The organism is Streptomyces sp. NPDC000345 (genome assembly GCF_042898825.1).
Classification (GTDB): Bacteria; Actinomycetota; Actinomycetes; order Streptomycetales; family Streptomycetaceae; genus Streptomyces.
This window is the reverse complement of the sequence record NZ_JBIAZE010000008.1, coordinates 24,468-36,954: the sequence shown is the minus strand read 5'-3', so window position 1 is coordinate 36,954 and position 12,487 is coordinate 24,468. Positions and strand designations below refer to the sequence as shown.

The following is a 12,487-nucleotide window of genomic DNA, read 5'->3' as shown; positions in this document are numbered from 1 at the left end:
GACCCGCACCGGACGGCTACGGGCTGACCCGCACCGGACGGCGACGGGCAGGCCCGCACCGGACGGCTACGGGCAGGCCCGCACCGGACGGCGACGGGCAGGCCCGCACCGGACGGCTACGGGCAGGCCCGCACCGGACGGCGACGGGCAGGCCCGTCAACCCGATCAAGTCGATCAACCCGGGGATCCACCCCGTGCCGCCCAGTCCGCGGGATCGGCTCCCCACGCGCCCGGCGGCCGGGCCCAGTCGCCGGGCCCGCCCTCGAAGGACACCGGCGGCAGCGCGTACCGGAGCCGGCCGAGGGGACTGTCGGTCTCCGCGAGCCATGCCTCAGGCCCCGGGCACGCCTCCTCGACTGCCTCCTCGGCCCCCGCGCCCTCCAGCAGCCACGCCGCCGTCCGCGCCAGCGCCACCCGCACGACCCGGCTCCCGCCGTCGTACGACTGCTCCGTCAGCGCCCGCAGCACGGCCGCGGCCAGCAGGTAGCCCGTGCCGTGGTCGAGGGCCTGCGCGGGCAGGGCCCCGGGCCGCTCGGCCGACCCTTCGAGGGCCGCGATGCCCGTGGCCACCTGTACGAGGCTGTCGAAGCCGCGCCGCCCGCCCCACGGGCCGTACGCGCCCCACGCCGACACCTGCGCCACCACCAGCCCGGGCCGGCGCTCGGCCAGCGCCTCGGGGGAGAGGCCGAACCGGTCCAGGGCGCCCGGCCGGTAGCCGGTGACGACGACGTCCGCCGCCGCGAGCAATTCCTCGAAACGGCGCCGGTCGGCCGTCAGGTCCAGCAGGGCCGAGCGCTTCCCGAAGCCCGTGTCGGCGTGCTGGTCGGGGAGTTCGGGCAGGTGAGGCGTGTCGACGCGCAGGACGTCCGCGCCCAGCAGGGCGAGCGTGCGGGTGGCGACGGGCCCGGCGAGGACCCGGGTGAGGTCCAGGACGCGCAGCCCGGCGGCGGGCAGCAGGGGAGCGCCCTGGAGGGACGGGAACACGCGCGTGGGTGCGCCGTCCGACCGGCCACGCTCGACGAGCGGCCGCGCGGCGACCTCGGCCGCCTGCTCGTGCGCGGCCCACTCCTCGGGCGTGCGCAGTGCCACGGCCAGACCCCCGGCCGCGTACACCGCGTCCTCGACCTCCCGCGCGGACCGCTCGGCCAGGGCGGACTCCACGGCGGCCGGGTCCCCGGGCACCCCCAGCGCCTTCAGCAACCGTTCCCGGTGATGAGGGTAGTTGGCGTGCGTACGCACCCAGCCGTCGGCCGTCCGCCACCACCGCGACAGCGGCGCGAAGAGCACCGGCGCCCGCCCGTCGACCAGCAGCTGCCGCTCACTGGTGAACGCGGCCGCCACCGCCCCGTCGTCCACCCGCACCCCGGGCACCCGAGCGAGCCCCGCCCGCCGCGCCCCCAGCTCCGCACCGGCGAGCGCACACGCCCCCACACAGGCCCGCGCCAGTTCCCGCACGGGCAGCCGCGCCGCCATCGCCCCCTCACGGACGACGGCCGACACACGCGCGTGGAGAGCGGGGTCACCGCCCAGCGCCGACCAGACGAACTTGATGGAAGTCATGACTGTATTGTGCAGTATTGATTCAATCAATATACGTCCCTCTGGATCAGCCTGATCCAGCCCAGCCCAGCCAGCCAGCCCGGCCCCGCCCGGGCCCTGCCCGGATCATGCACATGGACAGGGCCGGACGGAGAATTCCGCCCGGCCCTGTCCCGTACCGCCCGCTGGGGGTTACTTCACGGCGCGCAGCGCGTTCACGATGCCGAAGCCGTAGAAGCCGTTGACCCGCTTGGCGCCCGCGCACGTCGCGTCCACCACGCCGTCACCGTTGCCGTCGTACGGCTCGGCGGGGCAACCGGGGTTGTCCGCCTGCGCCTTGAGCAGCGCCTGCAGCTGCGCCGGGGAGGCGTACGGGTGGGTGGACTTCAGCAGCGCGGCCACGCCGGCCACGTGCGGGGACGCCATCGACGTGCCCTGGAGGAAGCCGTACGTGTTGTTCGGCAGCGTCGACAGGATGCGGCCGTTGGCCGACGGGGTGTCCGGGATCTGGTACTTGTCGCCACCCGGAGCGGCCACGTCGACGACGCCCAGGCCGTAGGTGGAGTAGTACGACTTGGCGCCCTTGACGCCCGTGGCGCTGACCGTCACCACACCCGGCAGCTGCGTCGGCACGTCGAAGCACTCGTGCGGGTCGACCGTCCGCGTCACCGGCGTGGAGTCGTCGGGGCTGGAGGAGTCCACCAGGGCGTCGGAGTCGAGGTCGTGGTTGGAGTTGCCCGCCGAGGCCACGTTGAGCGTGCCCTTCTTCTGGGCGTACAGCTGGGCCCTGTTGACCGCGTCGACGATGGCCTTCTGGTCGGGGTCGTCCATGCAGTTGTACAGCCACGGGTCGACGTAGTAGCTGTTGTTGGTGATCTCGACGCCGTGGTCCGCGGCGAACACGAACGCGCAGACGACGTTCTCCGGATAGAAGAGGCCGTCCTTCGGGTCGCTCACCTTGATGCCGGCGACCTTCACACCGGGAGCGACACCGGCCACGCCGATGCCGTTGCGGGCCGCCGCGATCTCACCGGCGACATGCGTGCCGTGGTAGTCGTCCGCGGTGTACGGCCGCCAGGCGCCCTCGCTGGTGTCCGCGACGCCGCCCACGCAGTTCGCGGACTGGGACGCGGAGAAGTTGGGCGCGAGGTCCGGGTGGGTGTCGTCGACGCCGGTGTCGATCACGGCGACCGTCACCTTCTTGCTGCCCGGGTTGATCCCGGCGGCCTTGTCGGCGCCGATCGCCCGCAGGTCCCACTGGTCGGCCTCGAGCGGCTCGCTCTGGCCCGCCGCGTCGGACGCCTTCTCGATCTTCGCGGCCTCCGCCTTCGACAGGACCTGCGCGGCCCCCTCGTCGGTGGTCCCCGCGGCGCTCAGCGGCGCGGTACGCGTGGCGCCCGCCGACTGCACCCCACGCACCGCGCGTATCTGCGCGCCGAAGTCGGGGTTCGCGGAGTGCACGACGAGCACGCCGATCCTGTCGTACGACGCCACCAGGGTGCCGCCCGACGTGGCGATCGCCTTCTTCACCGACTCGATCGTGCGGTGGTCCACCTTCGTGTTGACGACGTACGCCAGCGTCCCGGCGTCGGCCGCCTGGGAGGTCGACGTCGTGACGGGAGCCGCGGTGGCGGCCGTCGGCAGGAAACCGACGGCGGCGGTCAGCGACAGCACGACGGGCACCGCGAGAGCGAGGCGGCGTCTGGAAGGCAGATGAGCCATGGGGTCTCCACATCATCCGGAAAACGAAACCGGCCCGAGGGCGGCGGTGTGCTCGGGCAGGTACATGACGGGTTGTGCAGCCCGAAGCTATCTCCCGAACTCGCTGGCCAGCAATGACTTATGGCGACGACTTCCGAAAGAGCCCGACCGAGTTGAACCGGCCCGAGCGCGCCGCCGTGCCCTTGGACGGGAGCCCGTGCACCATCGAGCCCCCGCCGACCCGCCGTCCGCAACGCGAGGAGACCTTGTGGCCACCGAGACACCGCCCCCCTCGAAAACCCAAGCCCACCTCCCCTCCACCGAGGAGTTCGTCGCGGTGCAGGAGAGCGCGGAGTTCGGTGAACTGCGCAGCTCCCACCGCGGCTTCGCCTTCCCCCTGACCTTCGCCTTCATCGCCTGGTACCTGCTCTACGTCCTGCTCTCCAACTACGCGGGCGACTTCATGGGCACCAAGCTCTTCGGCAACATCAATGTGGCCCTCGCCCTGGGCATCGCCCAGTTCCTCACCACGTTCCTCATCGCCTGGTGGTACGCGCGGCACGCCGCCGCCAAGCTCGACCCCAAGGCCGACGCCATCAAGTCCCGGATGGAGGGCGGCGCATGAGCCCCGCACAGCACACCCTGATCGCCGCCGGTGAGGCGAGCGAACACCGGCCGCTGATCATCACCCTGTTCGCGGTGTTCGTCGCCGCGACCCTGGTCATCACCGTCTGGGCGGGCCGCCAGACCAAGGACGCCGCCGACTTCTACGCGGGCGGACGCCAGTTCACCGGCTTCCAGAACGGCCTCGCCGTCTCCGGCGACTACATGTCCGCCGCGTCCTTCCTCGGCATCGCGGGCGCCATCGCCCTCTTCGGCTACGACGGCTTCCTGTACTCCATCGGCTTCCTGGTCGCCTGGCTCGTCGCCCTGCTCCTGGTCGCCGAACCGCTGCGCAACTCCGGCCGCTACACGATGGGCGACGTCCTCGCCTACCGCATGCGTCAGCGCCCCGTGCGCACGGCCGCCGGCACCTCCACCATCGTCGTCTCGATCTTCTACCTGCTGGCCCAGATGGCGGGCGCGGGCGTCCTGGTCTCCCTCCTCCTCGGCATCACCAGCGACGGCGGCAAGATCGGCATCGTCGCCCTGGTCGGCGTCCTGATGATCGTCTACGTCACCATCGGCGGCATGAAGGGCACCACCTGGGTCCAGATGGTCAAGGCCGTCCTGCTGATCGCCGGCGCCCTCCTGCTCACCTTCCTGGTCCTGCTGAAGTTCGACTTCAACGTCTCCGACCTGCTCGGCTCGGCCGCCGACCACAGCGGCAAGGGCGCCGCCTTCCTGGAGCCCGGCCTCAAGTACGGCGCCACCGGCACCACCAAACTGGACTTCATCTCCCTCGGCATCGCCCTGGTGCTGGGCACCGCCGGCCTGCCGCACATCCTGATCCGCTTCTACACGGTCCCCACCGCCAAGGCCGCCCGTAAGTCGGTCATCTGGGCCATCGGCCTGATCGGCGCCTTCTACCTGATGACCCTCGCCCTCGGCTTCGGCGCCGCCGCGCTGATCAAGCCCGACGAGATCATCGCGTCCAACAAGGCGGGCAACACGGCCGCACCCCTGCTCGCCCTCCACCTCGGCGGCGTCGACTCCAACTGGGGCGCGATCCTGCTGGCCACCATCTCGGCGGTCGCCTTCGCCACCATCCTCGCGGTCGTCGCCGGCCTCACCCTGGCGTCGTCCTCCTCCTTCGCCCACGACATCTACGCCAACGTCATCAAGAAGGGGCAGGCCTCCGAGAAGCAGGAGATCAACGCGGCCCGCTGGGCCACCGTCGGCATCGGCGCCGTCTCGATCGTCCTCGGCGCACTGGCCCGCGACCTGAACGTCGCGGGCCTGGTCGCCCTCGCCTTCGCGGTCGCCGCCTCCGCCAACCTCCCGACCATCCTCTACAGCCTCTTCTGGAAGCGGTTCACCACCTCCGGAGCCCTCTGGTCGATCTACGGCGGCCTGGTCACGGCGGTCGGCCTGGTGCTGTTCTCCCCGGTCGTCTCCGGCAAGCCCACCTCGATGTTCCCGGAGGCCGACTTCCACTGGTTCCCGCTGGAGAACCCCGGCATCATCTCCATCCCCGTCGGCTTCCTGCTGGGCGTCGTCGGCACCCTCCTGTCGAAGGAGGAGCCCGACCAGGGGAAGTACGCCGAGCTGGAGGTGCGCTCCCTGACCGGCACCGGCGCCCACTGAACAGCCCGGACAGCGCCCTTCGCGGCCGCGTCGTAGATCCCTGCGACGCGGCCGTGTCCTACGTCTCGGGATCGGGCACTGTTGATGTCAGCGGCGTCACGTAGGCTCGCAGGTGACGACAGAAACACGCGATCCGCTACGGGGGAGGGGGCCCACGTGCTCATCGACACCTACGGCCGAGTGGCCACCGACCTGAGGGTCTCACTGACCGACCGGTGCAACCTGCGCTGTACGTACTGCATGCCCGAGGAGGGCCTGCAGTGGCTGGCCAAGCCCGACCTCCTCACGGACGACGAGATCGTCCGCCTCATCGACATAGCCGTCACCACGCTCGGCATCGAGGAGGTCCGCTTCACCGGCGGCGAGCCGCTGCTGCGCCCCGGTCTCGTCGGCATCGTCGAGCGGGTGGCGGCCCTCACCCCGCGCCCCCAGATGTCCCTGACGACGAACGGCATCGGCCTCAAGCGCACCGCCACCGCCCTCAAGGCGGCAGGCCTCGACCGGGTCAACGTCTCCCTCGACACCCTGCGCCCGGACGTCTTCAAGGCCCTCACCCGCCGCGACCGCCACCAGGACGTCCTCGACGGCCTCCAGGCCGCCCGCGACGCCGGGCTCACCCCGGTGAAGGTCAACTCCGTCCTCATGCCGGGCCTCAACGCCGACGAGGCCCCCGACCTCCTCGCCTGGGCGGTCGAGCAGGACTACGAACTGCGCTTCATCGAGCAGATGCCCCTGGACGCCCAGCACGGCTGGAAGCGCGAGGGCATGGTCACCGCGGGGGACATCCTCGCCTCGCTGCGCACCCGCTTCGACCTCACCGCCGAGGGCAAGGACGAGCGCGGCTCGGCCCCGGCCGAACGCTGGCTGGTCGACGGCGGCCCGCAGCGCGTCGGCGTCATCGCCTCCGTCACCCGACCGTTCTGCGCGGCCTGCGACCGCACCCGCCTCACCGCCGACGGCCAGATCCGCACCTGCCTCTTCGCCCGTGAGGAGACCGACCTGCGCGCGGCCCTGCGCTCCGGCGCCCCCGACGAGGAGATAGCCCGCATCTGGCGCCTGGCGATGTGGGGCAAGAAGGCGGGCGCGGGCCTGGACGACCCGTCGTTCGTCCAGCCGGACCGACCCATGTCCGCCATCGGGGGCTGAGGGCGGCACACGTGAGGGGTCCGAGGCCGGTCGGCCCACGGCCTCAGCCGTTCTGCTGCTCCCATTCCCTCAAGGCGACGACATCCTTGAGGAACCCCCGGACACCGAGGAACTGCGACAGATGCTCGCGATGCTCCTCGCACGCGAGCCACGTCTTGCGCCGCTCCGGCGTGTGAATCTTCGGGTTGTTCCACGCCAGCACCCACACCGCGTCGACGCGGCAGCCCTTGGCGGAACAGAGGGGAGTCTCACTCACAGTTTCGTCTCACAGATGCGCGCAAAAGGCGACGCCGAGCAGCCACGGGGGGAGCTGCCCGGCGTCGGTCCGTCGCTCCGACGGGGGATGCGGAGCGCGTACGAAGTATGTCACGGCCGACCCGTCGCGGGGCACCGGAACAGCATGATTGATCTGAGCTTTTCCTGAGCTTGGCGCACAGCCCTCTCATGGCCGGCGCTCAGCCTGTCCGGACTCCGATCTCCCGCGGGCGGATTCCGTGAAGCGCTCCTCTTCCGGAACCGATTCCGCCGGCCCGTCCGCCCGCGGCGCGATCATGGGCCGCACCGGGGCCGCGACGAACGTGGAGGGCAACCCGGGCGCGTTCTCCCGCCCGGCATTGGCGATCACCACCGCGATGTAGGGCAGGACCGCCCCCAACACCAGTGCCACGAGGGCGACATGACGTTCCACGTTCCAGAGCGTCGCCGCGAGGATCACCGACACCGTACGGATCGTCATCGAGATCACGTACCGCCGCTGCCTGCCGCGCACGTCCTCCTGGAGCCCCTGCCGGGCACCGGTGATCCGGAACACCTGGACGTTGCCGCCGCCACCCTGCTTCCGCATCACATTCCACCGTCCGCCAGCTTCGAACTCTCCCCGGCACTCCACGTTACGCCGGGGCTGCGCCGCCTTCGAGACCGGGTTGCCTCCCGCCCGGACGAACGTCCTGCGCCCTACCGCGTACGGCCGCACCCGACATGCGCCGTACGAGGCGCGGAACCAGACTGAGGGCAATGCTCACGTCGAGCCGTACGAGGAGGCAGCCATGGGCTGGTTGTGGGCGATCATCGTGGGATTCGTGCTCGGTCTGCTCGCCAAGGCGATCATCCCCGGCAAGCAGCACAGCCCCCTCTGGCTGACCACCATCTTCGGCATGCTGGGCGCGATCGCCGGCAACGCCATCGCCCGCGGATTCGGCGTCGAGGCGACTTCGGGCATCGACTGGTGGCGCCACATCTTCCAGCTCGTCGCCGCGATCGTCATCGTGGCTCTGGGGGACGCCGCCTACATGGCGACCTGGGGCAAGCGGAAGCGCGAGCGGGCCTGAGCGGACGTACGAGAGCGGGGGGGGGGGGGGGGCGCGCGCGCGCGGGCCCCCCCCCCCCCCCCCCCCCCCCCCCCCCCCCCCCCCCACCCCCCCCCCCGCCCCCCCCCCCCGCGCGGCGCGCGCCCCCCCCGCCCGCGGGGGGGGGGGCCCCCCCCCCCCCGGCCCCGGGGGCCCCGGGGGGGGCGGGGGGGGGGGGGCGGGGGGGACGGGGGGGGGGGGCCCCCCCCCCCCGGCCGCCCCCCCCCCGCCCCACGTACCGCCCTGCGCTCAGCCCGTGACCTCGACCGCGGCGAGGTTCCTCTTGCCCCGCCGCAGCACCAGCCACCGCCCGTGCAACAGCTCCGAGGCATCCGGCACCGCGTCCTCGGCCGTGACCTTCACGTTGTTCACGTAGGCCCCGCCCTCCTTCACGGTCCGCCGCGCGGCGGACTTGCTGGCGACGAGCCCGACCTCGGCGAACAGATCCACCACCAGGCCCGGCTCGGCGACCTGGATGTGCGGCACCTCGGAGAGCGCCGCGGCCAGGGTGCGGTCGTCGAGCTCGGCCAGCTCGCCCTGCCCGAAGAGGGCACGGCTCGCGGCGATCACGGCGGCCGTCTGGCCGGCGCCGTGCACCAGCGTCGTCAGCTCCTCGGCCAGCGCCCGCTGCGCGGCCCGCGCCTGCGGCCGCTCCTCGGTCTGCCTCTCCAGCTCCTCCAGTTCCTCACGGGACTTGAAGGACAGGATCCGCATGTACTTCGAGATGTCCCGGTCGTCCACGTTCAGCCAGAACTGGTAGAACGCGTACGGCGTCGTCATCTCCGGGTCGAGCCAGACCGCGCCGCCCTCGGTCTTGCCGAACTTGGTGCCGTCCGCCTTGGTCATCAGCGGCGTCGCCAGCGCGTGCACCGACGCGTGCGGCTCCAGCCGGTGGATCAGGTCCAGGCCGGCCGTGAGGTTGCCCCACTGGTCGCTGCCGCCCTGCTGGAGCGTGCAGCCGTAGCGCCGGTAGAGCTGGAGGAAGTCCATGCCCTGGAGGATCTGGTAGCTGAACTCGGTGTAGCTGATGCCCTGGTCCGACTCCAGGCGCCGGGCCACGGAGTCCTTCGTCAGCATCTTGTTGACGCGGAAGTGCTTGCCGATGTCGCGCAGGAACTCGATGGCGGACAGACCGGCGGTCCAGTCGAGGTTGTTGACCATCACCGCGGCGTTCTCGCCCTCGAAGGACAGGAACGGCTCGATCTGGGCGCGCAGCTTGCCGACCCAGCCGGCGACGGTCTCCGGGTCGTTCAGCGTGCGCTCCGCCGTCGGCCGCGGGTCGCCGATCAGGCCCGTCGCCCCGCCGACCAGTGCCAGCGGCCGGTGACCGGCCTGCTGGAGCCGGCGCACGGTGAGCACCTGCACCAGGTGCCCGACGTGCAGGGACGGCGCGGTCGGGTCGAAGCCGCAATAGAACGTGACGGGACCGTCCGCGAGCGCCTTGCGCAAAGCGTCCTCGTCAGTGGACAGGGCGAACAGCCCGCGCCACTTCAGCTCGTCGACGATGTCCGTCACGGTTCTCGTATCTCCTTGATGATCTTCTTGACGCTCTTCGGCCGGTCGGGCGACCGCCGGCTACGAGGTTATACGCCCTGACTGACAGAGCTCATATTGAAGTCGGGCACCCTCAGCGAGGGCATCGCAGCCCTAGTGAACCAGTCGCTCCACTCGCGGGGCAGCGTCTTTTCCGTGCGCCCCGCCTCCGTGGCCCGGCCCAGCAGGCCGACCGGCGACTCGTTGAACCGGAAGTTGTTCACCTCGCCCACGACCTCGCCGTCCTCGACGAGGTAGACGCCGTCCCGGGTCAGACCGGTCAGCAGGAGGGTCGCCGGGTCCACCTCGCGGATGTACCACAGGCAGGTCAGCAGCAGCCCGCGCGTGGTGTTCGCGACCATCTCCTCCAGGGAGCGGTCCTCGCCGCCGTCGAGGATCAGGTTGTCGATCCCCGGGGCCGTCGGCAGCCCGGTCAGGCCCGCCGTGTGCCGGGTGGTGAGCAGGTGCTTCAGCTCGCCCTCCCTGATCCACTCGGTGGCGGCCAGCGGCAGCCCGTTGTCGAACACCGACGAGTCGCTCCCGGAGGAGTGGGCGAGCACGAAGGGCGCCGACTCCAGGCCCGGCTCGTTCGGGTCGCTGCGCAGGGTCAGCGGCAGCTCGGACAGCTTCTCGCCGAGCCGGGTGCCACCGCCGGGCTGGGAGAACACCGTCCGGCCCTCGGCCGCGTCCCGGCCCGACGCCGACCACATCTGGTAGATCAGCAGGTCCGCCACGGCGGTCGGCGGCAGCAGCGTCTCGTACCGCCCGGCCGGCAGCTCGATCCGCCGCTCCGCCCAGCCGAGGCGTACGGCGAGCTCGGCGTCGAGCGCCGCCGGGTCGACGTCCTTGAAGTCCCGGGTCGAGCGCCCCGCCCAGGCCGAGCGCGTACGGTCCGGGGACTTGGCGTTGAGCTCCAGCGTCCCGTTGGGCTGGTCGTGCCGCAGCCGCAGCCCCGTCGACGTGCCCATGTACGTCGACACCACCTCGTGGTTGGCGAAGCCGTACAGTTCGCGGCCGCCGGCACGCGCGCGTGCGAAGGACTCGCCCAGCGCGGGCGCGAAGTCGGCGAACACCGCGGACGAGGTCTCCGCGGGTGCCTCGGTGAACTCGGGGGACGCCGCCACGTCCCTGACCAGCGGCTGCGCGTCCTCGGCGGGACCGGCGCCGTGCGCGGCGGCCTCGGCGGCCCGCACCAGCGGCTCCAGCTCGTCCGCGGTGACGGCGGCCCGTGAGACGACCCCGGAGGCGGTGCCCTCCTTGCCGTCGACCGTCGCGATCACGGTGAGCGTACGCGTGCGCGTGACGCCGTTGGTCGTCAGCGCGTTGCGGGCCCAGCGCAGGTTCGCCGTCGACTGCTCGTCGGCGATGACGACACACCCGTCGGCCCGCGACAGCTCGAGGGCGCGCTCGACGACCTCGTGCGGCTTGTTGGTACGGGCGCTCATCGGCCGGCCTCCTGCGTGGTGTTGAGGATGTTGACGCCCTTGAACAGGGCCGACGGGCAGCCGTGCGACACGGCCGCGACCTGACCCGGCTGGGCCTTGCCGCAGTTGAACGCGCCGCCGAGGACGTACGTCTGGGGGCCGCCCACCGCGGCCATGGAGCCCCAGAAGTCGGTGGTCGTCGCCTGGTAGGCCACGTCCCGCAGCTGCCCGGTGATCCGCCCGTTCTCGATCCTGAAGAACCGCTGGCCGGTGAACTGGAAGTTGTACCGCTGCATGTCGATGGACCAGGACCGGTCACCGACGACGTAGATGCCCCGGTCGACGCTCCCGATCAGATCCTCGGTCGACATCCCCGCCGGGTCCGGCCGCAGCGAGACGTTCGCCATGCGCTGCACCGGCACATGCCCGGGGGAGTCGGCGAAGGCGCACCCGTTGGAGCGCCCGAGCCCGGTGAGCCTGGCGATCCGCCGGTCCAGCTGGTAGCCGACGAGCGTGCCGTCCTTCACCAGGTCCCAGGACTGCCCCTCGACGCCCTCGTCGTCGTACCCGATCGTCGCCAGGCCGTGCTCGGCGGTCCGGTCACCGGTGACGTTCATCAGGTCGGAGCCGTAGCGCAGCTTGCCGAGCTGGTCGAAGGTGGCGAACGAGGTGCCGGCGTAGGCGGCCTCGTAGCCGAGCGCGCGGTCCAGCTCGGTGGCGTGCCCGATGGACTCGTGGATGGTCAGCCACAGGTTGGACGGGTCGACGACCAGGTCGTACAGCCCCGGGTCCACGCTGGGGGCGCGCATCTTCTCGGCGAGCAGCTCGGGCATCCGCTCCAGCTCCTCGTCCCAGTCCCAGCCGGTCCCGGTGAGGTACTCCCAGCCGCGCCCGACGGGCGGCGCGATCGTCCGCATCGAGTCGAACTCGCCGCTGGACTCGTCGACCGAGACGGCCGTCAGCGACGGATGCAGCCGCACCCGCTGCTGGGTGGTCACCGTGCCGGCCGTGTCGGCGTAGAACTTGTTCTCGTGGACGGTGAGCAGCGTGGCGTCGACGTGATTCACGCCGTTCGCCGCCAGCAGCCGCCTGCTCCACTCCGAGAGCAGCGCGGCCTTCTCCTCGTCGGGCACCGTGAACGGGTCGATCTCGTACGACGACACCCACGTCTTCTCGGCGTGCACCGGCTCGTCCGCCAGCTCCACCCGTTCGTCCGACCCGGCCGCCCTGATCACCTGCGCGGACAGCTTGGCCATCGCCACGGCCTGCGCGGCCACCTTGGCGGCCGCGTCCATCGTCAGGTCCACACCGGACGCGAACCCCCACGTACCGCCGTGCACCACCCGCACCGCGTACCCCAGGTCGGTCGTGTCCGACGACCCGGCGGGCTTGGCGTCCCGCAGCCGCCAGGACGCGCTGCGCACCCGCTCGAACCGGAAGTCCGCATGCTCGGCCCCGAGCGCACGCGCGCGTGCGAGGGCGGCGTCGGCGAGGGCGCGCAGGGGTAGGGCCGTGAAACTTTCATCGATGGTATGAGGCACCTACATATCT

General features: G+C 71.7%; 11 protein-coding genes. 4 read left to right on the top strand and 7 right to left on the bottom strand.

The genetic code is table 11. From position 1 onward, the window contains the following. Window positions 1-174: 174 nt before the first annotated feature. Both ACFY30_RS20245 and ACFY30_RS20240 read right to left on the bottom strand, forming a co-directional pair. On the bottom strand, window positions 175-1,560 hold the full coding sequence (locus ACFY30_RS20245; RefSeq protein ID WP_390846545.1) for a CoA transferase: 1,386 nt from the start codon (window positions 1,558-1,560) through the stop codon (window positions 175-177). A 171-nt stretch (window positions 1,561-1,731) separates the two neighbouring features. Continuing rightward, window positions 1,732-3,261, bottom strand: coding sequence for a S8 family serine peptidase (locus tag ACFY30_RS20240; RefSeq protein ID WP_390846544.1), 1,530 nt, complete (start codon window positions 3,259-3,261; stop codon window positions 1,732-1,734). Window positions 3,262-3,508: 247 nt separating this feature from the next. Between ACFY30_RS20240 and ACFY30_RS20235 the strand changes: the two genes are divergently transcribed. The 3 genes from ACFY30_RS20235 to moaA all read left to right on the top strand — a co-directional run bounded on the left by ACFY30_RS20235 (window position 3,509) and on the right by moaA (window position 6,633). Beyond that, window positions 3,509-3,865: a DUF485 domain-containing protein gene (locus tag ACFY30_RS20235; RefSeq protein ID WP_390846543.1), complete on the top strand. Its 357-nt coding sequence runs from the start codon at window positions 3,509-3,511 to the stop codon at window positions 3,863-3,865. Then, a complete protein-coding gene (locus ACFY30_RS20230) occupies window positions 3,862-5,487 on the top strand; it encodes a cation acetate symporter (protein ID WP_390846542.1) in 1,626 nt (541 codons plus the stop codon). Before ACFY30_RS20235 ends, ACFY30_RS20230 begins: the two co-directional genes overlap by 4 nt. Window positions 5,488-5,643: 156 nt before the next feature. After that, window positions 5,644-6,633: a GTP 3',8-cyclase MoaA gene (moaA, locus tag ACFY30_RS20225; protein WP_390846541.1), complete on the top strand. Its 990-nt coding sequence runs from the start codon at window positions 5,644-5,646 to the stop codon at window positions 6,631-6,633. Window positions 6,634-6,676: 43 nt separating this feature from the next. Here moaA and ACFY30_RS20220 read toward each other — a convergent pair whose 3' ends face one another. Next, window positions 6,677-6,889, bottom strand: a complete 213-nt coding sequence (locus ACFY30_RS20220) for a hypothetical protein (protein WP_390846539.1) — start codon at window positions 6,887-6,889, stop codon at window positions 6,677-6,679. A gap of 186 nt (window positions 6,890-7,075) precedes the next feature. Further along, window positions 7,076-7,477 carry a DUF3099 domain-containing protein gene (locus ACFY30_RS20215; RefSeq protein ID WP_390846538.1) on the bottom strand — a complete coding sequence of 134 codons (402 nt, stop codon included), beginning with the start codon at window positions 7,475-7,477 and terminating at the stop codon, window positions 7,076-7,078. Between the two features lie 202 nt (window positions 7,478-7,679). Here ACFY30_RS20215 and ACFY30_RS20210 point away from each other — a divergent pair, with 202 nt between their 5' ends. Beyond that, window positions 7,680-7,961 carry a GlsB/YeaQ/YmgE family stress response membrane protein gene (locus ACFY30_RS20210; RefSeq protein ID WP_390656139.1) on the top strand — a complete coding sequence of 94 codons (282 nt, stop codon included), beginning with the start codon at window positions 7,680-7,682 and terminating at the stop codon, window positions 7,959-7,961. A gap of 267 nt (window positions 7,962-8,228) precedes the next feature. Here the strand turns inward: ACFY30_RS20210 and tyrS are convergent, their stop codons facing one another. The 3 genes from tyrS to ACFY30_RS20195 all read right to left on the bottom strand — a co-directional run bounded on the left by tyrS (window position 8,229) and on the right by ACFY30_RS20195 (window position 12,477). Beyond that, on the bottom strand, window positions 8,229-9,494 hold the full coding sequence (gene tyrS, locus ACFY30_RS20205; RefSeq protein ID WP_390656140.1) for a tyrosine--tRNA ligase: 1,266 nt from the start codon (window positions 9,492-9,494) through the stop codon (window positions 8,229-8,231). A 68-nt stretch (window positions 9,495-9,562) separates the two neighbouring features. Beyond that, the gene (locus ACFY30_RS20200; protein ID WP_390846537.1) at window positions 9,563-10,957 is read right to left on the bottom strand and encodes a metallopeptidase TldD-related protein; all 1,395 of its coding nucleotides are present in this window, start codon (window positions 10,955-10,957) and stop codon (window positions 9,563-9,565) included. Continuing rightward, window positions 10,954-12,477, bottom strand: coding sequence for a TldD/PmbA family protein (locus tag ACFY30_RS20195; protein ID WP_390846536.1), 1,524 nt, complete (start codon window positions 12,475-12,477; stop codon window positions 10,954-10,956). Before ACFY30_RS20195 ends, ACFY30_RS20200 begins: the two co-directional genes overlap by 4 nt. Between the last annotated feature and the right edge of the window lie 10 nt (window positions 12,478-12,487).